Consider the following 17,848-nt stretch of genomic DNA (forward strand, 5'->3'; position numbering starts at 1 on the left):
ACAGAGCGACGCATTGTGTATGCGCATATAAATGAGCATATGCCGCGAACCGCCCCAAGCCCAGAGCAGCAGCGCAGAGCCCGTGAGCGTGTGCTGTCGGCGACGCCGGGGCTCGGTCAGTCGCGGGGCAGCAGGCTCCCCAGCGGGCCGAGGTCCAGATTGAGGTCCTCGGGCCGCACTCCGTGCTGCTCGCAGAGCTCCGCCATCCGCTGGTCGAGCAGCATGAGCGTCGTCCCGATCTCGTCCACCTGGCTCTCGGTGAGGTCACCCTGATCGATACGGCGGATGGCCTGCCGTTCCATCAGCTGCCGCAGCAGCTCCACCACGGTCAGAACCAGCGCCACGAGATCGCGCCCCAGCTGGTCCGAGTCGACATCGAGTCGCGAGGTGGTCACAGCGGGCCCCCGTCCGCCCAGGGCGCCGGAATGCGTTCGTTGACGGAGGAGAGCAACGCGTGGAGGGACAGCCGCACGAGCGGAACGTCCGCGATCGCGATCACCAGGTCACCACTGACCACCACTCCCGTCGCCAGGACCCGGTCCAGCAGGTCGACCAGCGGCACGCCGATGGGGCCGGTCAGCGGCTCGGGATTGTCCCAGGGCACCACCTCACGCTCCATCTCTACACCTCACCGACGAAGGAGTAGGGCACCCAGGGGCCCGAGACGTCGATCCGCGTCCCTGTCGCGTCCCGCAGGTTCCGGGTGAGTGTCTCCAGCTCGACCGCACGGTCCTCCGCCACCAGGTAGGTGGCGTTGAGCACTTGCAGGTGGCCGTCCGTCTCGAGCTCCGGACCGTGGAGCCGCAGCCTTCGCCCCGCGGCGGCGAGGTTCCGGTAGGCGCCGTCCACCGTCTCGGCGAGTCGGAGTGCGTCGTCATGCCTCCGCTCGCGTTGCGCCTGCACTCCTCGCTTGCGCTCCAGATAGGCGAGGCCGGCTCCTGGAGCGGGGCGGGAGCGTGCGGTCGGTGTCCCGGGCACCGGTGGAGTGGGGTCAGAGGCCGGCAAGGGGGCGGCATAGACTTTCACGCCCCATTCCGAGTGGCCCGCGGTGCGCTCAAGAGCTCCGCGGAAGCGCTCCGTCTCGCCGAGCAGCGCCTGCCGGGCCCGTTCCTCGTCGTGGTAGAGCGTGGCCATCGGGAGAGGGACGGTCGGGCACGACGCAGCCGCCGCCGATACCACGTCGTGGTGTGCGCGGGCATAGCGCTCGAGCTCGCCCCGGTCGGACATGCGGGCCTGCCACACCTCTTCCGTGAAGTCCACCGCCCGCACCGCCTGGACGATCGCCGTCAGAGCACCGAAGCACAGTGGGCGCAGCGGTTCGCCCGCCGCGACACCCGGCAGACAGGCGAACACGGCCGGATCCGGTGCTTCACACACGGCGAACACGTAGAGGGCGGTCCCCTCCACGACCTGTTCGGTTCCCCACTCCGTCATGTGGCTCCGTTCTCCTTGCTCATCGGTCGTCCGACGTCTCGTCCGACTTCGACTCCAGCGCTTCCAGACGCTCGCGCAGTTCCCGGTTCTCGTCCTGGAGCGAGTGACGCGCGGCGCGCGAGCTCAGTGCCGGATCCGTCTCCCACCAGTCGATCCCGGCCTTCTTGGCGGTATCCACCGAGGCCACGAACAGACGGAGCCGAATGGTGAGCAGCTCGATGTCGAGAAGGTCGATCTTGATGTCGCCGGCGATGACGATTCCCTTGTCGAGAACGCGTTCGAGGATGTCGGCGAGGTTGGTGTTCTGCGGCCCTGGGACGGGGTAGGCGTCCCGCCCGAGATCGAGCTCGGTCACCGCGATGCCCTCCGCCCACGTCGTCTCCTGGGTGCGGGGTCCTCTTCCTCCTCGTCCTCCTCGGGGTCTTCCTCCTCGTCCTCCTCTTCGGGCTCCTCGTCGTCCTCGGGCTCGTCCTCCTCCTCTTCTTCCTCCTCCTCAGGCTCCTCCTCGTCCTCGTCCGGCTCCTCGTCCTCGTCCTCGTCCGGCTCCTCGTCCTCGTCCGGCTCGTCGTCCTCGTACTCGTCCTCCGGCTCTTCGTCGCCCCCTTCCTCATCGGAGTCGTCGGACTCCTCGTCGTCCCGTCCGGAGTCGTCGGACTCCTCGCCCTCGGACTCCTCCTTCTCCATGGCCTCTTCGTGCGTCATGACGACTTCACCGTCACGGATCTCACCGCGCCAGCCCTCAGCCTCCTCGTCCGTGAGCGTGACGAACCGCTGGAAGAGTTTGAAGTCCAGTCGCATACGGCGGCCCTGCACCCGCCAGAGATTGCCCGTCTTCTCGAAGAACCCGGAGGGGAAGTACTCGATCACCAGGACGATGCGGGTGAGACTCGGCGCCAGTTCGTGGAAACTCACACATCCACGCGTGGAGCCCTTGGCCCCCTCGGACGTCCACACGATGCGATCGTCGGGGACCTGCTCCTGGACGGTCGCCTTGAAGCCGCGCGTGGACGGGCCGATCTTGACCTTCCAGTCGCTCGACATCTCCTCATCCATCGAGACGCTCTGGACGCCCTTCGCGAAGCTGCCGAACTTGTCGTACCGCGTCCAGTGGTCGTAGGCGTCACGCAGGGGCACCCCGACGTCCAGGACCTCGATGATGTTCATGGACTTGCCGCCACCGGACTTGCTCTTCCCCTTCCCACCCCCGAACACGTCCTTCGCCTTGTCGACGACCTTGTCCTTGACGTCCCCCGCCTTCTCCGAGACGAACGCCTTCACGGGGGATTCGCCCTGCAGCACCCGAGATCCGATCGACGGCAGCGAACCGCCGTTCTCGGCGATGTCGGTGAGCTGCCCCGTCAGACCGGTCAGCTTGTCGCCCGCCTTCTGTGCGAGCTTCCCGGTCTGCGCGCCGACGAAGTTGGAGAGCTCCTCGCGGAGGCGGTCCATGCCCGACGCTTCCGCCTCGGGTTCTTCCTTGTCCGTCCTGGCCATGGCTGCCTACCTCCGCCGTTCGCCGCGCTTGGACGCGGCTCGCTTCGATGACGTCGTCTTCTTGGCTGGGGCACTCTTCTTGGCCGAGGACTTCGGGGCCGGAGCCGACTTCTTCGCGGGCGCCTTCCGCCCCGGGGCCTTCTTGGCCGGAGCCGACTTCTTGGCGGCGGCCTTCTTGGCCGGAGCCGACTTCTTCGCAGCGCCCTTCTTCGCGGGAGCCGACTTCTTGGCAGCGGCCTTCTTGGCGGTGGCCTTCTTCGCCGCTGCCTTCTTCGCGGGCGCCTTGTGCTCAGCAGCCTTCTTCGCGGGAGCCTGCCTCTTCGCCGCCGCTTTCTTGCCGGCTCCGCGTCCACCGTCCTCGGCGGAGGACTTGCCCCGGCGCGTGCTGGGTCGAGGCTCTTCCGGCTCGTCCTCCTCGTCCGGCTCCTGGTCCTCCTCGTCCGGCTCCTCGTCCGGTTCCTCGTCCGGCTCCTCGTCCTCCTCGTCCTCTTCGTCCTCCTCCTCCGGCTCCTCGTCCTCGTCGGGACCCTCTTCGTCCTCTTCGTCCTCCTCCTCTTCGTCCTCCTCGTCCTCGGGCTCGTCCTCGTCGTACTCGCCCTCGTGCTCCTCGTTCTCGTCGTCTTCCTCGTCGGGCTTCCCCAGCCGCGCCGTCCGGTCGCCGATGGCGTCGGCCAGCGAATTCATGCCACGGTCCGCGGCCGCCGTCAGCGCTTTCCTGCCGGATTCGAGGAACTCGCCCCGCAACTGTTCCTGGAGCTCCGCGAACTGCGGCATCTCGCTCAACCTGCGCACGCCCTCGGCCGCCAGCTGCCGGGGTTCCAGGCCGAAGCGCCTGCCCGCCAGATAGGTGGCGACGGAAAGGGCCAGGCGGCCCTTCTTCGTGCGTCCGAGTACGTATCCGCCCACTACGGCTGCCGCGAGCGTGGCCTTGGTCTGATCTTCCATGAGTGCGTCACCTTCGATGGTTAGGTGCGGGGCGGACCCGGCCGGCGTAGAGCCGGTCGAGCAGCTCCTCCTCTTCCCGTTCGAACTCCTCCAGGCCGACGTTCCCGTCTTCCAGCTCCTGGTTCAGAGCGGCGAGCTGGGCCCGGATCACCCCCGGGTCGTGCAGCTCACGGTCAGCCGCGTCATGCACCTTGTCGGCGACCCAGATCACACCGCGGACCGGTGCGAGGGGTAGCAGGAGCAGGCCTGTGAACAGTCCCATGTCAGACCCCCGCGGCCGTCGGCCGCTTGCCGCGGGGGGAGACGAAGCTGTAGCAGGGCAGGGGCCCCGCCACGCGCAGCTCGACGCGTGCCCGGTGGGCGTCGGCGAACCGGCGCACCGCTGCGCGGAAGGCGTCGCTCTCCCCGCGTTCGACGAGAAACGACATGTTGAGCGCGCATCCCGGGACCTCCGGCCCTGCAGCCACCGCACGGGCCAGAGGCGTGAGCTCGTGCAGAAGTCTCTTGCCGGCCTCGGAGGCCCGACGGGACAGGGCGGTGGCCACAGCCTCACCGAGCCGGACGTTCGCCTCGTAGTCAGGTCGCCTGCGCACTGCCTCGCGCAGACGTCGTACGTCCTTCTCCTCGGCGACGACGGCCGCGAGCGCGTCCTGGGCGGGGAGCGCCTTGACGTTGATCTCCACGCTTCCTTCGAGGTGGCGGAGAGCCGCCAGGTGATCGGCCTGCGATGTTGTCAGCTGAGCGCGGACCGCGGCCTCGTCCGGTGCGACCGCGCCGAACCGCATGGGCAGCAGGGGGCTCCCGTCCGAGAGGCGCATCAGCAGGTCCTGGTGCGCCATCAGGTCCCGCCGTCGCGCGCGCAGTCGTGGTGGGGCGGCGCTCACCACGGCGGTGACCTGCCCCTCACCGACCAGCCGCAGAGCGGCCGGAGGGCTGCCCACACCGACGGCGTCGGCCGGGAGCTTCCTTCCTGCCGGAATGATCGCGTAGACGTACACACCGCTCTCGGTCACGGCTCAGGCCTCCGCGTGCCGGCGTCGGCTCGCGCCGTCGCGGGCGGGGGCCCGGCGCTTCTTCGGCCGCTCCTCGCGCTCGCCGTGGTCGTCCTCGTCGTCGCCCGTCCCCACCGCCTTGCGCACCGTGTCCCCCACCGACTCCGCCGCCTTGCGCACCTTCCGCTTGCCGACCGACTTGGCGGCGCGTCCACCGAGCAGCTCGGGGATGGTGGTGCTGCCCGAGTCGCGCTCGAGGTCGAGCCGGTTGCACGCCTCGGCGAAACGCAGGTAGGTGTCCACACTCGCGATGACGATGCGCGCGTCTATCTTGAGGATCTCGATGCCGACGAGTGAGACCCGGACGAACACGTCGATGACCATGCCCCGGTCGAGGATGAGTTCGAGAACGTCGTAGAGCGTCCCTGCCCGGGGCGGGCACGGGGCGACTTCGTCGGCGTACATGGTCGTGGTCATGGAGCGTCCTTCCGGGTGATTGGGGCGGCACGGGTCATTCGTCGGCGGAGCCACGCCGGTAACGGCGGACCCTGCTGTACTCCATGAGTTCGCCCCGGTCGTCGATCTGCACCTCGTAGGAGGCCAGCAGACTCGTGGTGTCCGGGATGCGGGGCACTTCGAGTACGTCGACGACGACGCACCATCCGTCGTCCTTGCGCCGCACGGCCGACACGCCCTCCGCGGCGTGACGGATGAGTCGTTCCAGGCTCTCGCAGGCAGCGCGCGCAGCGTCCTCGGGACCGCGGCGGGACGAGGGGCGGGGGGCTGCCGTTTTCGCTGTCTGCCCGGATCGGGCGCGCCGATTCTCTGCCATGGGATCCAGTCTGGTCAGGATCGGTTGCGGCGCATCTCGACGGACCGGCGGGTGCTCGGGGACACTCACCCTTTCGGCGTTCCGGCGGGACGCGTGGCACTCGACGTGTGCACAGTCGTAGGCATGAGTGAGAGCCGTGGCCCGGACAGGCCCGATGAAGAGCACGTACGGCCATCGGGTGTCGGCGACACGACCGTCGAGGCGCTCGGAGCGCTGACGGAGGCGCTGGAGAAGGTGGAGAGGGCCCGAGGGCAGCTCTACGGATTCCACCAGCTCACGGGCGGGGCGGATCTGACCCTCGACCGGGCGGTCGAGTTGCTCCGGATGGGTGGTCACGCGGAGCAGGCCGACCTGGTCGAGCGGGAGATCCTCGGCCGCAACGTCATCCCCGGCTGTTGGACCTTCCAGCTCGTCGAGGCGTACGACGACACGTACTACCGGCCGTTCGTCGCGGTTGAGGAGCGGGTGCGCGAGGAGCTGGCGGGAGGACGGCGCCACCTCTTCGAGGCGGAGATGAAAGAGGCCCGCCGTACCCACGGGCATCCTCACCACACCGCGCGGCCCTGACGATGGATGCGGCGGAGGCCCTGCGACGGATCGCCTTCCTTCTGGAGCGGTCCCAGGCAGCCACGTACCGGGTGAAGGCCTTCCGCACGGCGGCGGACGCGATCGGCACCATGGACGCGGACGAAATCGCCCAGCGGGTGGCGCACGGTTCGCTGGAGACCGTGCGCGGCATCGGGCCGAAGACGGCGAAGGTGATCCGTGAGGCCGCGCAGGGCGCGACGCCCGGCTATCTCCAGGCGCTGGAGGAGGAGGCCTCGGCGCCGTTGGCCCCGGGTGGTCAGACGCTGCTCGCCGCGCTCCGCGGTGACTGCCATCTGCACTCGGACTGGTCCGACGGTGGCAGTTCCATCGAGGAGATGGGCCGGACGGCGATCGAGCTGGGCCACGAGTGGGCGGTACTCACCGACCACTCCCCCCGGTTGACCGTGGCCAACGGGCTCTCGACCGAGCGCCTCCTCGATCAGTTGTCCGTCGTGACACAGCTCAACGAGCGCTGGGCACCCTTTCGTCTGCTCACCGGCATCGAGTGCGACATCCTGGCCGACGGCTCACTGGACCAGGACGCCGAGGTGCTCGAGCGGCTCGACGTGGTCGTCGTCTCCGTGCATTCGAAGCTGCGCATGGACGCGGCGGAGATGACGGAGCGGATGCTCACCGCCGTACGCAATCCGCATGCGGACGTCCTGGGGCACTGCACGGGGCGGCTCCTCGGTGGCAAGAAGCGGCCCGAGTCGCAGTTCGACGCCGGCCGGGTCTTCGCCGCGTGTGCGGAGGCGGGGACGGCGGTGGAGATCAACTGCCGCCCGGAGCGGCTCGATCCCCCGCGCGAACTGTTGCGGAAGGCGGTCGCGTCGGGCGCCCTCCTGTCCATCGACACCGACGCGCACGCGCCGGGGCAGCTCGACTGGCAGCGGTACGGCTGTTCCCGGGCGGAGGAGTGCGGCGTTCCGGTGGACCGGGTCGTCACCACGTGGCCCGTGGAGCGGCTCCTGCGCTGGACGGGTGAGAAGACACGCGCGTAGGCCGTCACCGGGGCGTGCCGGCGAAGACGGGCCGGTCACGGGGGTTGGGCGTAGAGTCGATCCCGGTTGTCCATGTGACTCCGGGGCATGCCGGGGCAGGAGGAAACCATGTCACGTCATCACACCAGCCCTTCCCTACCGCGAGCACGCGGAGAGCTCTCCGCAGGGGTCATCGGTTTCCTGCGGGACGGCTGCGCTCTGCCGGACCCGGATGCCGCGCGGGCTGTCGATCCCTACGGCGACGACCTGCAGCTCGCCCTGTACGTCTGTTACGAGTTGCACTACCGCGGGTTCGCCGGGGTGCGCCCGGAACTGGAGTGGCATCCGCCGCTCCTCGCCGTCCGCGCCGCGTTGGAGGACCGCTTCCTGGCCGCCCTGCGGCGCGACGCCACCGAAGCGTCGAGCCTTGACGACATCCTGGACGGTCTTCTCGTGGAGCCGGTCCGCGGCACCGGACTCTCGTGGTTCCTGCAGGACCAAGGCGAGCTCCGTCACCTGCGCGACTACGCGGTGCAGCGCTCGCTGTACCACCTCAAGGAGGCCGACCCGCACGCCTGGGTGCTGCCCCGGCTCAGCGGGCGCGCCAAGGCCGGTATGGCGGCGATCGAGTACGACGAGTTCGGTGCGGGACGCGCCGAACGGGTCCACGCCCAGCTGTTCGCCGACCTCATGACCGATCTCGGTCTCGACACCACGTACGGCCGGTATCTGGACGACGGCTGCGCACCCATGCTGGCCCTGGTGAACCAGATGTCGCTCTTCGGTCTGCACCGGCGTCTGCGCGGTGCGCTGGTCGGCCACTTCGCAGCCGTCGAAATCACCTCCTCCCCCGCTTCGCGGCGCCTCGCCCGCGCCATGAAGCGCACCGGCGCGGGTCCCGCGGCGGAGTTCTTCTACACCGAGCACGTCGAGGCCGACGCCGTGCACGAGCAGGTGGTACGCCGCGACGTGATCGGCGGCCTGCTCGAGGACGAACCCGGACTGGCGGGCGACGTCGCCTTCGGCATCACCGCGACCTCGTATCTCGAGGACCGTCTCGGAGACCGGCTGCTGAAGGACTGGCGGGCCTGAGGCACCGCCCCGGCCCGAGCCCGCGCACCAGCAACGAACACCATCGAACACCGAACGGAGTCACAGATGTCCGCAGACATGGCCGAGGACACCCGGGCACCGCGCCTGATGACCCTCCCAGGGGTCTACGCACCCCAGCACGACACCCGCCTGCTCATGGACGCCCTGAACCGGGAGGACATCGGGCCGGGCACCGAGGTCCTGGACGTCGGCACGGGCAGCGGGGCCCTCGCGCTGCACGCGGCTCAACTGGGTGCGCGGGTGACTGCCGTGGACATCGCGCGGCGTGCCCTGGTGACCGCCCGGCTGAACGCGCTGCTGCACCGCCGGCGGATCACCGTGCAGCGGAGCGATCTCCTCTCGGCCCTGCCCGGCCGGTCCTACGACCTGGTGATCTGCAACCCGCCCTACGTGCCGTCACCCATGGGCGGACTGCCGGTGCGCGGGGCGGCGCGGGCCTGGGAGGCCGGGCGTGACGGCAGGGCGGTCCTCGACCGGATCTGTGAGACCGCTCCTTCCGCGTTGCGGCCCGGAGGCCGTCTCCTCCTCGTGCACTCCGGTCTGTGCGACAGCGACGTGACGCTGCGGCGCCTCTCGGATGCCGGGTTGCGAGCCCGTGTCACCGACCGCGCCCTCGTTCCCCTCGGGCCCGTGCTCCGCTCCAGACTGCGCTGGCTCCGGGAGAGGGGGCTCGTCCACGAGGGGGAGATGGCGGAGGAACTGGTGGTGATCCGTGCCGAACAAGCCTGAGCGCCCGTGCCGGGTCACCCTCGGCGACGAGGGTCCCCTGCTTGTCGAAGGACCCGTGGAGGTCACCTGCCCGGACGGCAGTGTGGCCGTCTCCGACCGGTTCGTCGTGGCGCTCTGCATGTGCCGGCGGAGCCGGATGTATCCGTGGTGCGACACCAGCCACCGACGCCGCTCGCGGCCGGACCAGGAGCCCGGCCGCGAGGCGGACTGAGGTCGCTCAGCTGTCGGCGCGCAGCCGCGTCTGCGTCGCCCCGCGCAGCCGACGGGACATGGCCCGCAGCCGCGGGTGGCGTTCGTGCGCCTCGGCCGAACGGCGGTCCAGCTCTTCGGCCAGGCGCTCCGTGCGCTTGTCGATGTCGAGCTCGTCGAGGATGCGGTCGACCTCCGCGAGCAGGGCGCCGTGCAGCTGCCACTGCCTGGGGTGCTCCTGGACGTCTTCGAGGAGCAGGTCCGCCACCCGGTCGCGCGTCGAGCGGCTGCGGGCGAGCGCCTCGGCCAGACGGTCCTCGGCCTCTTCGCCGCTCTCGGCCATCGGCGTGGTGATCATCACCGCGAACCCCTCGATGGCATCGGACATGTGCCCGAACAGTTCCCTCAGGTCGGTGGCCACGTCCTCGGGGAAGAGCCTTTCGTCCGTGCGCGCCTTCGCGAGGTCGGTGAGCGTGCGCGTCAGGACGCGCAGGACGACGGCGCAGATTTCCAGCGTGTCGAGACCGGTCCGCAGGACGACGCGGTGGAGCAGCCCTTCCCTGACGCGCGGGTTGAGCATCAGGCTCTCCTCGGCCTGCCGCAGGGACGCGTCGACCTCCACGATGTCGTGGTCCAGGCGGCGGGCCTCGTGCAGACGGGCCGCGGCCTCGCGCACGGGGTGGTTGCCGCCGATCTCCTCCCCCAGGGCCCGGAACATCCTCCCCATGCGCTCCCCCAGGCCGCCGATGGACGCGCCCGCCGACTCGACCCAGACGGGCGGTGCCAGCAGGAGGTTGAAGAGCAGGCCCACGCCGGCCCCGATCAGCGTCTCCAGCACGCGCTCCCAGGCATAGGCGGCGGCCTGCGAGACGCCGAGGACCAGCATGGCGCTGATGGCCACCTCGGGTACGAACTCGTTGACCCGTACCAGCCGTCCGATGAGCAGGGACGTGAAGATCGTCAGTCCGAGACTCCACCAGCTCAGGCCCACCAGAGCGCTGAAGCCGCCGGCGATCAGCACCCCGACGACGACGGCGTTCACACGTCTGATCCCGGTGGTCAGCGTGGCGTAGAGGGTCACCTGCACGACGAGGAGTGCGGTGAGCGGGGCGGTGAGGGGGGCCGGGTGCGGGGCGGGGAGAACCGTCTGGGCGACCGCGAAGGCGATGACGGCCGCCGCCGTCGACCGCAGCGTCTGGGCGGCGGCCGGCTCGGTGGTGCGCTGGACGAGTTTGATGACGGGTTCGGGCGCGGAAACTGCAGGCATTCCTTCACGGTGCCCCGAATACCGGCCGCTCAGCGCTTCCCGAGCCGGTCGGACTCCGTACGGACGTACGCGTGCGCCCATCGGTACCGGTCTCGCGGTCGCGGCCGGATGGAGAGAAGCTGGACCCATGGCTATCTCACTGACGCCCCCTGGGGAGACGCCTCCCGCAGAGGGCTGCATAAGCGAAGCGCACGTCGAACGCGCCGACGGAGGAATCTGGGAACACCCTGTCTTCTGGGCGATGGTGGTGATGCTCGGCTCAGCCGTCGTCGCCGGTTACTTCATCGCACGCGTCTTCGGGTTCACGTGAGTGCGCGCGACACTCTCGACACGCTGCTGGAACAGCACGGCATCACGTATGCCGCCGAAGCGGGCATCCGGATGCGCGACACTCCGCAGCCCCTGTACCAGCTCCTCGTGCTGAGCCATCTGCTGAGCGCGCGGATCCGCGCCCAGGTCGCCGTGGCAGCCGCGCGGGCGCTCTACTCGCACGGGTTGCGCACGCCGCGCCGCATGGCCGACGCCACATGGCAGGAGCGCGTCGACGCGCTGGGCGAAGGCGGCTACCGCCGGTACGACGAGCGCACGGCGACCCAGCTGGGGGACGGCGCCCACCTGCTGCTCGACACCTACGGCGGGGATCTCCGGCGTCTTCGCGAAGAGGCGGACGGTGACACGGAGACCCTCCGGGCGGGGCTTCGCCGCTTTCCCGGGATAGGGCCCGCGGGCGCCGACATCTTCCTCCGCGAGGTGCAGACGGTGTGGCCCGAGACCGCGCCCTACCTGGACGCGAAGGCGATCCAGGGCGCCGAACGGCTCGGTCTCCCCCAGGCGCCGGACAAGCTGTCCCGGCTGGCGAAGGATCTGGACCCGGCTGTTCTCGCGGCGGCCCTGGTGCGGGGCGCGCTCGACAAGGGGTGAGCCGGCTCAGCTCTGATGGCGCCGCTTGCCCGGCTTGACGGACCGGCCCTCCACCAGCGCGCGCCTGATCTGCGCCGCCGTCGCGCGGGCGTGGTCGGACGTCGCCCTGCGGTCGGCCACCGATGTCACGAAGCGGTGAGTGGGGCGCAGGCACTGCCCGCACGGCGTGTCGGTGGTGATCAGGTAGCCGTCCTCGCACTGGGGGTTCGCGCAGTGGCCGGGGCCGACCAGCGCTTCGGCGATCTCCTGCGGAGCCCAGCGGCGCCGGCCGTCCTCGTCCTTCTCGTGGAGGGCATGGGACCAGCGCACGTTCCACCGGCGCTCGAGGCGCTCCAGGAGCTGGTCGGGAGTGCGTCGGGCGAGCTCCCGGTGGAGCAGGTCGTGCACCGTGCGGGGGTGGCGGTGTCCGAGCGCCTGGACCAGCGGTTGCGGGAGGGCCTGGAGGATGTAGGCGACCGGGTCGCCGCCCGCCCGCTCGCGCCACTTGCGGCAGCCGCAGGGGCCCTCCGGCGGCAGCGCCCGCTGACACCGGCCGCACTGGCCCCGGCATTCCGCGCAGAGCCCGTCGTCCAGTCCGTCCAGATGGGGCGCGGGGGCCCGGCCGCAGTCGCGGCAGCAAGCGGCACAGGGTCCGCAGAGGCGCTCGTCGCCGAGCTTCGTCGTCCACTGGCGCTGCTGGCAACGGCAGCACAGGGCGTTGTTGCAGTACTCGTGGTGAGCGGCGCCCGAGTGTCGCCCGGGGGGCGGGAAGGACATGGGTGGTTCTCCAGGTGCGTGGCCGGGACCGGTGAGGTCCAGGCCATGTCGACGAGCGCGCGGGGGCCCTGGGACGACGGTACCGCCTCGTGCGGTTCCCCTGCGGCGCTCTGCCACGATCAGGTCGACATTGTCCCGCACCCGGATGGTGCCTGAGCTCAGGGCCTCAGGCCGCTGACCACGTCGGCGGTGGCTGTGATCCCCTCGTGGATGGTGGGAGCCATGCTCGTACTCGCGAGAAGGAATCCCAGAAGGGCGCAGACGATCGCGTGCGAGAGTTTGAGTCCGCCGTTCCGCAGGAAGATCGCTGCCAGGACCAGCAGGAGCAGTACCACCGAGATCGAAATGGCCATGGCCAACCTCCTCCGCCGCGCCGGATTTGCGGCATTCGGCCGCCAGTGTGGCGCAGCGGAGAGGCCGTTCGGCGCACTGGCGTGTCCGCCGAACGGGTGTTGACGCAGGGTGACCCCGAACGACGTCTGCTGTCGTCAGCCGCTCCGGCGGCCGGAGCGCTCCCGCCGGCGGAGGAACGTCGCGAGTCCGGCGAGATCATCGGTGTTGAGGTGGTCGACGTCCGCGGCGACGAGCTCGGTCCACACGGCCTCGCGTTCCGGGCCCGCGACGTCGGGCGTGCCCCAGAAGCGGACTCGCTGCCCGCCTGCGTGGGCGGCCTGGACGAGGGTGCGCAGCCTGTCCCTCTCGGCCGCGGGGAAGGGCCCGGCACCCTTCCAGCTGAAGTTCGTGGCCCAGTTGCCGCTGACGAGCGGGATGAAGGAGACGGGAGCCCCTGCGCCGAGGTCCTCCGGCCGGCCGTCGTAGAAGGCGAACCGGGTGGTCTGGGTCTCCATCGGGATGCGGGCGGCCCGGTCTCCCGAGATGACCGGGGTGACCGCGCCGGCACGGACCCGGCCGTGGACGGAGCGGGTGAGGATGTGACGGTACCGGCGGAGCACCCGGTCGAGCGCGAGGTAGGCGGCGGCGCCGTCGTTCTTGATGTCGATCAGCAGCTGCAGCGGGGCGTGGTACCCGCGGTGGACGGAGCCGTGGTTGGCGCGGACCCTGGCCAGCAGGGGGTCGAGGTAGAGCGAGACGAGGGTCCGCGAGGGGTCGAGGCTCTCGGGCTCGTGTGCGACGAGCAGTTCGCCCTCGACGAGGAAGATGTCCGCCTCGACGCTGGTGAACCCGTGCGCGAGTGCGTCGTGGAGCGGACGTGCGTGCAGGTAGTCGTTGTGTGCGTGGGCCCGTGACAGCGGGCGGGGGCCCCGGGGGAGGGCGGTCGCGGCGGGTGCCGCTTCGGCCGCCTGGGCGGGGATAAGCGCGCCGGCGGCTGCGGTGGCGAGGGCGGTGGTGACGACTCCGCGACGGGTCAGGTGTGCCATGGGGTCTCCCTGAAGCGGTCGGGCGGGCAGAGCGGGCGGGGGGACGCGACGATTATGGTGGCGTGCTTCCACCGAAAGGCAGGTACCTGCCAAGAGTTGGACATGCCGTCGTCCGCGCGTCGGGTGCGCTGCGTCTGCCGTTCTCCCGCCCACCGCTCCGGAAGGCCACGCGGCGGAACCCGGGGCGGGGCACGTGTGCGCACCCCCACCCCGGGTTCCGCGTCACGGAGCGGGCAGCTCCATCAGTCCGGCCACGGTCTCGCGGTGCCTGCCCGCGGTGCCGTACGCGATCGAGTCCGCCTTGGCACGCTTCAGATACAGATGAGCGGGATGCTCCCAGGTCATCCCGATCCCGCCGTGCAGCTGCACGCATTCCTCCGCCGCGTGCACCGCGACCCCGGAGCAGTAGGCCTGCGCCACGGCCACCGCGAGCGGGGCTTCCGGACTGCCGGTCGCCAGGGCGTCCGCGGCGTTGCGGGCGGCGGCGCGCGCGGAGACGACCTCGAGCCAGAGCTCGGCCATCCGGTGTTTGAGCGACTGGAAGGAGCCCACGGGCCGGTTGAACTGGTGACGCTCACGCGTGTGGCGGACGGTCTCCGTCAGACACCATTCGGCCAGCCCGAGCTGCTCCGACGCGAGCAGTCCGGCGCCGGCCAGCAGGCCCTTGCGCACGGCAGCCGCCGCCGGGCCGGCCTCCGCCAGCCGGGTACCCGCGGCCCCGGTCAGGGTGACCGTGGCGAGCGGGCGGGTCAGATCGAGCGGGACGAGCGACTGGACCGTGACACCGCCCCCGCCGGTCTCCACGGCGTACAGGCCCTCCGCCGTGGGAACCAGCAGCACGTCGGCAGCCGCGGCTTCGGCGACACCGGTCACGGTCCGCTCCAGGGTGCCGGCCATCGCCGCGGCGCCGTCCTCGGGAGCCGTGCCGAACGGCAGGGCCAGCACCGCGATCCTGCGGCCTGCCGCCAGCTCAGCGAGGAGTCCGGCGACCGGGCCGTCCTCGGCGCCCAGTGCGAGGAGGATCTCGGTCGCGACGACGGCGCTGGTCAGGTACGGCGCCGGGGCGACGCTGCGGCCCAGTTCCTCCAGGACCACGGCGGCCTCGCGGTGGGTGGCACCCTGGCCGCCCAGCTTCTCCGGGACCAGTAGTCCGGCCGCTCCGATCCCCGCGGCGAGCGATTCCCAGAGTCGCTGGTCGTACGGCGTGCCGGACTCGGTCCCGGCGATCACCGTCGGCGCGTCCGCCCGGTCGGCGAGCAGCGAGCGCACGGCGGACCGCAGGTCCTCCTCGGCCTCCGAGTAGAGCAGGTCCGGGGCCTGGCCGGCTTCGGTCTGTGCGGTCATCGGGCAAGATCCTTCCAGGCGACGTCCTTGTCGTTACGCGGCTCGACGGGCAGGCCGAGCACACGCTCGGCGACGATGTTGAGCAGGACCTCGCTCGTACCGCCCTCGATCGAGTTGCCCTTGGACCGCAGGTAGCGGTAGCCGGCGTCGCGTCCGGTGAAGTCGACGATCTCAGGGCGGCGCATGGTCCAGTCGCTGTACAACAGGCCTTCGTCGCCGAGAAGTTCGACCTCGAGCCCGCTGATCTCCTGGTTGAGCCGGGCGAACGCCAGCTTCATACCGGAGCCCTCGGGGCCGGGCTGTCCGGCGACGAGCTGCTGACGCAGCCGCTCGCCGGTGAGCCTGGCGACCTCGGCCTCGACCCACAGGGTGAGCAGCCGCTGATGGAGGTCGTGGGTGCGCAGTCCGGGCTGCTCGCGCCAGGTCTTCGCGACGGTGCCGATCATGCCGCCCTCACGGGGGATCCGGGCTCCGCCGATGGAGACGCGCTCGTTCATCAGCGTGGTCTGAGCGACCTTCCAGCCCTCACCCACCGGACCGAGGCGCCTGCTGTCCGGGATCCGTACGCCGGTGAGGAAGACCTCGTTGAACTCGGCCTCGCCGGTGATCTGACGCAGCGGCCGCACCTCGACCCCGGGGTCGGTCATGTCGCAGATGAAGTAGCTGATCCCGCGGTGCTTCGGGACGTCCGGGTCGGTGCGGGCGATCAGGATCGCCCAGCGCGCCACATGGGCACTCGACGTCCACACCTTCTGACCGTCGACCACCCAGTCCTCGCCGTCCCGCACCGCACGCGTACCGAGCGCGGCCAGGTCGGACCCGGCGCCCGGCTCGCTGAAGAGCTGGCACCACACCTCTTCACCCACCCACAGCGGCCGGAGGAACCGCTGCTTCTGTTCGTCGGTGCCGTATCCGAGGATCGTGGGAGCGGCCATTCCGAGGCCGATGCCGATACGGCGCGGATCGTTGTCGGGTGCTCCGGCGGCGGCGAGTTCGGCTTCGACGACGGGCTGCAGGGAACGGGGTGCGTCCAGCCCGCCGAGTCCGACGGGGTAGTGCACCCATGCCAGGCCCGCGTCGAAGCGCGCCTTGAGGAAGTCGGTGCGGCCTGTGGTGGCCGGCGGGTGGGCGGCCAGCAGTTCCTGGGTGAGCCTGCGGACGTGCGCCGCGTCGATGGCGGTGCTCATCGGTCACCTCCGGACGGCAGGACGACGATACGGCCGGTACTGGTGCCGTCGGCGACGCGCTGGACGGCTCGTGCCGCGCCCGCCATGGGGACACGCTCGCTGATCAGCGGCTTGATGGCGCCCCGCGCCGCGAGCTCGGTGAGTTCGTCGTGGCAGGCGCGGACGGCGGCGGGGTCCTTGGTGTTGTACAGACCCCAGTGGAGGCCGGTGATGGAGTAGTTCTTCACCAGGGCGTGGTTGAGGCCGGGCGTGGGGATGGTCCCGCTCGCGAAGCCGACGACGACCACCCGGCCCTCGAAGGCGATGCACTTGACGGACTTCGCGTAGGCGTCACCGCCGACCGGGTCGTAGACGACGTCCGCGCCGCGTCCGCCCGTTGCCTCCTTCACAACCGCGACGATGTCCTCGCTCCGGCGGTCGATGACCAGGTCGCAGCCCAGTTCACGGGCGATCGCGGCCTTCTCGGGGCCGCCCACGACGCCGATCACGGTGGCACCGGCGGCCTTGCCCAGCTGGACGGCCGCACTGCCGACACCGCCCGCGGCCGCGTGCACCAGCAGCGTCTCACCGGCCTGGAGGTGTGCGCGTCGGTGGAGTCCGAACCAGCCTGTCTGGTAGCCGATGTGCAGTGCTGCGGCCTCCGCGTCGTCCAAGGAGTCGGGGACCGGCAGCAATGCGGCCTCGTCCACCACGACGTACTCGGCGAACCCGCCGTCCGGGAGGGCGGGGGTCGCCAGCACCCGGCGCCCGTCCTCCGTCTCGCCGCAGATCTCCACACCGGGGGTGAAGGGCAGCGGAGGCCTCACCTGGTACTGGCCGCGGCAGAGGAGCGCGTCGGGGAAGTTGATGTTCGCCGCGCGCACCTTGAGCAGCACCTGCCCGTCCCCTGGGGTCGGACGGTCCGTCTCCTCGAGCTCCATCACCTCGCTCGGCTCGCCGTTCCGGTGCACTCGCCATGCCTGCATGAGGGGCCTCCACAACACTGTCGGCATTACCACTGCTCCGGCGCATACTAAGCGGTCGCTTGCCCGTCTGGGAACACCCTCGCACCGGACGGCCCGGACGCCTTCAGGCAGGCTTCGGTTTGGCCCTGACGTGCATCCGCTCCCCCTGCGGCCCGAACAGGCTCAGGAATTCGACCGGCTCGTCGCCCGCGGGGCCGAACCAGTGCGGGAGCCTGGTGTCGAACTCCGCGGCCTCCCCCGGGACCAGGACCAGGTCGTGCTCGGCGAGCTTGAGCCGCAGCCGCCCACTGAGTACGTACAGCCACTCGTATCCCTCGTGGGTGCGCTGCTCCGGCGCCTCGGTGCAGGGCGCCTTCTGCACGACCTTGTACGCCTGCAGGCCCCCCGGCCGGGCGGTGAGCGGCAGGGAGGTCTTCGCGCCGTGCACGATCGGCTTCGCCTTGACTCTCGGATCGCCTACCGGCGGCGCCCCGACGAGGTCGTCGAGCGGCACCTCGTGGGCACGCGCGATCGGGAGCAGCAGTTCCAGGCTGGGACGCCGGCCGCCGGATTCGAGACGGGAGAGGGTGGAGACGGAGATCCCGGTGGCCTCGGAGAGCCCTGCGAGCGTCACCCCCCGGTCCTTGCGCAGCCGCCGCAGCCGTGGACCGACCCCGCTGAGTACGGCGTCGAGCTCGGGCGTGTCCTGGATCGGTTCCTTCATGACGCCCATTGCAGGATCGGCAATCGCGTT

At 70.7% G+C, this 17,848-nt stretch carries 25 protein-coding genes; 7 read left to right on the plus strand and 18 right to left on the minus strand.

The annotated features are described in order from the left end of the window. Positions 1-116: 116 nt before the first annotated feature. Genes ACHFIV_RS13550 through ACHFIV_RS13595 form a run of 10 tightly spaced genes read right to left on the minus strand, consistent with a single transcriptional unit; the run spans position 117 to position 5,697 of the window. The gene (locus ACHFIV_RS13550) at positions 117-395 is read right to left on the minus strand and encodes a gas vesicle protein K (protein ID WP_398967416.1); all 279 of its coding nucleotides are present in this window, start codon (positions 393-395) and stop codon (positions 117-119) included. Next, positions 392-619 (minus strand): gas vesicle protein, encoded by a 228-nt coding sequence (locus ACHFIV_RS13555; RefSeq protein WP_398967418.1) that lies wholly within the window; start codon positions 617-619, stop codon positions 392-394. Before ACHFIV_RS13555 ends, ACHFIV_RS13550 begins: the two co-directional genes overlap by 4 nt. A gap of 2 nt (positions 620-621) precedes the next feature. Next, positions 622-1,434, minus strand: coding sequence for a GvpL/GvpF family gas vesicle protein (locus ACHFIV_RS13560; protein ID WP_398967420.1), 813 nt, complete (start codon positions 1,432-1,434; stop codon positions 622-624). A 19-nt stretch (positions 1,435-1,453) separates the two neighbouring features. Next, positions 1,454-1,789 carry a gas vesicle protein gene (locus ACHFIV_RS13565; RefSeq protein WP_398967422.1) on the minus strand — a complete coding sequence of 112 codons (336 nt, stop codon included), beginning with the start codon at positions 1,787-1,789 and terminating at the stop codon, positions 1,454-1,456. Beyond that, complete coding sequence (locus tag ACHFIV_RS13570; RefSeq protein WP_398967424.1) at positions 1,786-2,928, minus strand: SRPBCC family protein; 1,143 nt, start codon at positions 2,926-2,928, stop codon at positions 1,786-1,788. Before ACHFIV_RS13570 ends, ACHFIV_RS13565 begins: the two co-directional genes overlap by 4 nt. A gap of 6 nt (positions 2,929-2,934) precedes the next feature. Then, the gene (locus tag ACHFIV_RS13575; RefSeq protein ID WP_398967427.1) at positions 2,935-3,873 is read right to left on the minus strand and encodes a histone protein; all 939 of its coding nucleotides are present in this window, start codon (positions 3,871-3,873) and stop codon (positions 2,935-2,937) included. 7 nt (positions 3,874-3,880) lie between these two features. After that, entirely contained in the window at positions 3,881-4,135 is a 255-nt protein-coding gene (locus ACHFIV_RS13580; protein WP_398967430.1) for a gas vesicle protein GvpG, read from the minus strand. Position 4,136: 1 nt separating this feature from the next. Further along, positions 4,137-4,886 (minus strand): GvpL/GvpF family gas vesicle protein, encoded by a 750-nt coding sequence (locus ACHFIV_RS13585; RefSeq protein ID WP_398967433.1) that lies wholly within the window; start codon positions 4,884-4,886, stop codon positions 4,137-4,139. 3 nt (positions 4,887-4,889) lie between these two features. Continuing rightward, on the minus strand, positions 4,890-5,342 hold the full coding sequence (locus ACHFIV_RS13590; protein ID WP_398967436.1) for a gas vesicle structural protein GvpA: 453 nt from the start codon (positions 5,340-5,342) through the stop codon (positions 4,890-4,892). A gap of 34 nt (positions 5,343-5,376) precedes the next feature. Beyond that, positions 5,377-5,697, minus strand: a complete 321-nt coding sequence (locus ACHFIV_RS13595; RefSeq protein ID WP_398967439.1) for a gas vesicle protein — start codon at positions 5,695-5,697, stop codon at positions 5,377-5,379. Positions 5,698-5,820: 123 nt separating this feature from the next. On the opposite strand from ACHFIV_RS13595, the gene ACHFIV_RS13600 reads away from it, so the two are divergent. From ACHFIV_RS13600 to ACHFIV_RS13620, 5 genes are all read left to right on the plus strand, one after another. Then, the gene (locus ACHFIV_RS13600; protein ID WP_398967442.1) at positions 5,821-6,264 is read left to right on the plus strand and encodes a hypothetical protein; all 444 of its coding nucleotides are present in this window, start codon (positions 5,821-5,823) and stop codon (positions 6,262-6,264) included. A 2-nt stretch (positions 6,265-6,266) separates the two neighbouring features. Next, complete coding sequence (locus ACHFIV_RS13605) at positions 6,267-7,286, plus strand: PHP domain-containing protein (protein WP_398967444.1); 1,020 nt, start codon at positions 6,267-6,269, stop codon at positions 7,284-7,286. Positions 7,287-7,394: 108 nt separating this feature from the next. Further along, positions 7,395-8,357 (plus strand): iron-containing redox enzyme family protein, encoded by a 963-nt coding sequence (locus ACHFIV_RS13610; protein ID WP_398967447.1) that lies wholly within the window; start codon positions 7,395-7,397, stop codon positions 8,355-8,357. A gap of 66 nt (positions 8,358-8,423) precedes the next feature. Further along, positions 8,424-9,107, plus strand: coding sequence for a HemK2/MTQ2 family protein methyltransferase (locus ACHFIV_RS13615; protein WP_398967450.1), 684 nt, complete (start codon positions 8,424-8,426; stop codon positions 9,105-9,107). After that, the gene (locus tag ACHFIV_RS13620) at positions 9,091-9,318 is read left to right on the plus strand and encodes a CDGSH iron-sulfur domain-containing protein (RefSeq protein ID WP_398967453.1); all 228 of its coding nucleotides are present in this window, start codon (positions 9,091-9,093) and stop codon (positions 9,316-9,318) included. The genes ACHFIV_RS13615 and ACHFIV_RS13620 overlap by 17 nt, the downstream gene beginning before the upstream one ends. A 6-nt stretch (positions 9,319-9,324) precedes the next feature. Here ACHFIV_RS13620 and ACHFIV_RS13625 read toward each other — a convergent pair whose 3' ends face one another. Continuing rightward, positions 9,325-10,563 carry an aromatic acid exporter family protein gene (locus ACHFIV_RS13625; protein ID WP_398967456.1) on the minus strand — a complete coding sequence of 413 codons (1,239 nt, stop codon included), beginning with the start codon at positions 10,561-10,563 and terminating at the stop codon, positions 9,325-9,327. Positions 10,564-10,690: 127 nt separating this feature from the next. On the opposite strand from ACHFIV_RS13625, the gene ACHFIV_RS13630 reads away from it, so the two are divergent. Together ACHFIV_RS13630 and ACHFIV_RS13635 are read left to right on the plus strand one after the other, a co-directional pair. Continuing rightward, complete coding sequence (locus ACHFIV_RS13630) at positions 10,691-10,873, plus strand: DUF6480 family protein (RefSeq protein ID WP_398967459.1); 183 nt, start codon at positions 10,691-10,693, stop codon at positions 10,871-10,873. Then, the gene (locus ACHFIV_RS13635; RefSeq protein ID WP_398967461.1) at positions 10,870-11,484 is read left to right on the plus strand and encodes an endonuclease; all 615 of its coding nucleotides are present in this window, start codon (positions 10,870-10,872) and stop codon (positions 11,482-11,484) included. The genes ACHFIV_RS13630 and ACHFIV_RS13635 overlap by 4 nt, the downstream gene beginning before the upstream one ends. Positions 11,485-11,490: 6 nt before the next feature. Here ACHFIV_RS13635 and ACHFIV_RS13640 read toward each other — a convergent pair whose 3' ends face one another. The 7 genes from ACHFIV_RS13640 to ACHFIV_RS13670 all read right to left on the minus strand — a co-directional run bounded on the left by ACHFIV_RS13640 (position 11,491) and on the right by ACHFIV_RS13670 (position 17,818). Continuing rightward, positions 11,491-12,240: a hypothetical protein gene (locus tag ACHFIV_RS13640; protein WP_398967464.1), complete on the minus strand. Its 750-nt coding sequence runs from the start codon at positions 12,238-12,240 to the stop codon at positions 11,491-11,493. Between the two features lie 158 nt (positions 12,241-12,398). Then, positions 12,399-12,593 (minus strand): hypothetical protein, encoded by a 195-nt coding sequence (locus tag ACHFIV_RS13645; protein WP_398967467.1) that lies wholly within the window; start codon positions 12,591-12,593, stop codon positions 12,399-12,401. 135 nt (positions 12,594-12,728) lie between these two features. Then, a complete protein-coding gene (locus ACHFIV_RS13650) occupies positions 12,729-13,619 on the minus strand; it encodes a phosphatidylinositol-specific phospholipase C/glycerophosphodiester phosphodiesterase family protein (RefSeq protein WP_398967469.1) in 891 nt (296 codons plus the stop codon). Positions 13,620-13,841: 222 nt separating this feature from the next. Beyond that, entirely contained in the window at positions 13,842-14,963 is a 1,122-nt protein-coding gene (locus tag ACHFIV_RS13655; RefSeq protein ID WP_398967472.1) for an acyl-CoA dehydrogenase family protein, read from the minus strand. Continuing rightward, positions 14,960-16,150, minus strand: coding sequence for an acyl-CoA dehydrogenase family protein (locus tag ACHFIV_RS13660; RefSeq protein WP_398967475.1), 1,191 nt, complete (start codon positions 16,148-16,150; stop codon positions 14,960-14,962). Before ACHFIV_RS13660 ends, ACHFIV_RS13655 begins: the two co-directional genes overlap by 4 nt. Beyond that, positions 16,147-17,115: an NADPH:quinone oxidoreductase family protein gene (locus tag ACHFIV_RS13665; RefSeq protein ID WP_398967478.1), complete on the minus strand. Its 969-nt coding sequence runs from the start codon at positions 17,113-17,115 to the stop codon at positions 16,147-16,149. The genes ACHFIV_RS13660 and ACHFIV_RS13665 overlap by 4 nt, the downstream gene beginning before the upstream one ends. A 103-nt stretch (positions 17,116-17,218) precedes the next feature. Continuing rightward, the gene (locus ACHFIV_RS13670) at positions 17,219-17,818 is read right to left on the minus strand and encodes a helix-turn-helix domain-containing protein (RefSeq protein WP_398967481.1); all 600 of its coding nucleotides are present in this window, start codon (positions 17,816-17,818) and stop codon (positions 17,219-17,221) included. Between the last annotated feature and the right edge of the window lie 30 nt (positions 17,819-17,848).

It is taken from the genome of Streptomyces sp. ALB3 (assembly GCF_044385685.1).
Classification (GTDB): domain Bacteria; phylum Actinomycetota; class Actinomycetes; order Streptomycetales; family Streptomycetaceae; genus Streptomyces.

Excerpts from the sequence above, each read along its gene's own strand:
- ACHFIV_RS13610 (WP_398967447.1), top strand. The coding sequence starts at position 7,395 with ATGTCACGTCATCACACCAGCCCTTCCCTACCGCGAGCACGCGGAGAG.
- ACHFIV_RS13655 (WP_398967472.1), bottom strand. The coding sequence starts at position 14,963 with ATGACCGCACAGACCGAAGCCGGCCAGGCCCCGGACCTGCTCTACTCG.
- ACHFIV_RS13630 (WP_398967459.1), top strand. The coding sequence starts at position 10,691 with ATGGCTATCTCACTGACGCCCCCTGGGGAGACGCCTCCCGCAGAGGGC.
- ACHFIV_RS13560 (WP_398967420.1), bottom strand. The coding sequence starts at position 1,434 with ATGACGGAGTGGGGAACCGAACAGGTCGTGGAGGGGACCGCCCTCTAC.
- ACHFIV_RS13645 (WP_398967467.1), bottom strand. The coding sequence starts at position 12,593 with ATGGCCATTTCGATCTCGGTGGTACTGCTCCTGCTGGTCCTGGCAGCG.
- ACHFIV_RS13605 (WP_398967444.1), top strand. The coding sequence starts at position 6,267 with ATGGATGCGGCGGAGGCCCTGCGACGGATCGCCTTCCTTCTGGAGCGG.
- ACHFIV_RS13575 (WP_398967427.1), bottom strand. The coding sequence starts at position 3,873 with ATGGAAGATCAGACCAAGGCCACGCTCGCGGCAGCCGTAGTGGGCGGA.
- ACHFIV_RS13590 (WP_398967436.1), bottom strand. The coding sequence starts at position 5,342 with ATGACCACGACCATGTACGCCGACGAAGTCGCCCCGTGCCCGCCCCGG.
- ACHFIV_RS13595 (WP_398967439.1), bottom strand. The coding sequence starts at position 5,697 with ATGGCAGAGAATCGGCGCGCCCGATCCGGGCAGACAGCGAAAACGGCA.
- ACHFIV_RS13580 (WP_398967430.1), bottom strand. The coding sequence starts at position 4,135 with ATGGGACTGTTCACAGGCCTGCTCCTGCTACCCCTCGCACCGGTCCGC.
- ACHFIV_RS13615 (WP_398967450.1), top strand. The coding sequence starts at position 8,424 with ATGTCCGCAGACATGGCCGAGGACACCCGGGCACCGCGCCTGATGACC.
- ACHFIV_RS13570 (WP_398967424.1), bottom strand. The coding sequence starts at position 2,928 with ATGGCCAGGACGGACAAGGAAGAACCCGAGGCGGAAGCGTCGGGCATG.
- ACHFIV_RS13640 (WP_398967464.1), bottom strand. The coding sequence starts at position 12,240 with ATGTCCTTCCCGCCCCCCGGGCGACACTCGGGCGCCGCTCACCACGAG.
- ACHFIV_RS13660 (WP_398967475.1), bottom strand. The coding sequence starts at position 16,150 with ATGAGCACCGCCATCGACGCGGCGCACGTCCGCAGGCTCACCCAGGAA.
- ACHFIV_RS13600 (WP_398967442.1), top strand. The coding sequence starts at position 5,821 with ATGAGTGAGAGCCGTGGCCCGGACAGGCCCGATGAAGAGCACGTACGG.
- ACHFIV_RS13555 (WP_398967418.1), bottom strand. The coding sequence starts at position 619 with ATGGAGCGTGAGGTGGTGCCCTGGGACAATCCCGAGCCGCTGACCGGC.
- ACHFIV_RS13650 (WP_398967469.1), bottom strand. The coding sequence starts at position 13,619 with ATGGCACACCTGACCCGTCGCGGAGTCGTCACCACCGCCCTCGCCACC.
- ACHFIV_RS13670 (WP_398967481.1), bottom strand. The coding sequence starts at position 17,818 with ATGAAGGAACCGATCCAGGACACGCCCGAGCTCGACGCCGTACTCAGC.
- ACHFIV_RS13665 (WP_398967478.1), bottom strand. The coding sequence starts at position 17,115 with ATGCAGGCATGGCGAGTGCACCGGAACGGCGAGCCGAGCGAGGTGATG.
- ACHFIV_RS13625 (WP_398967456.1), bottom strand. The coding sequence starts at position 10,563 with ATGCCTGCAGTTTCCGCGCCCGAACCCGTCATCAAACTCGTCCAGCGC.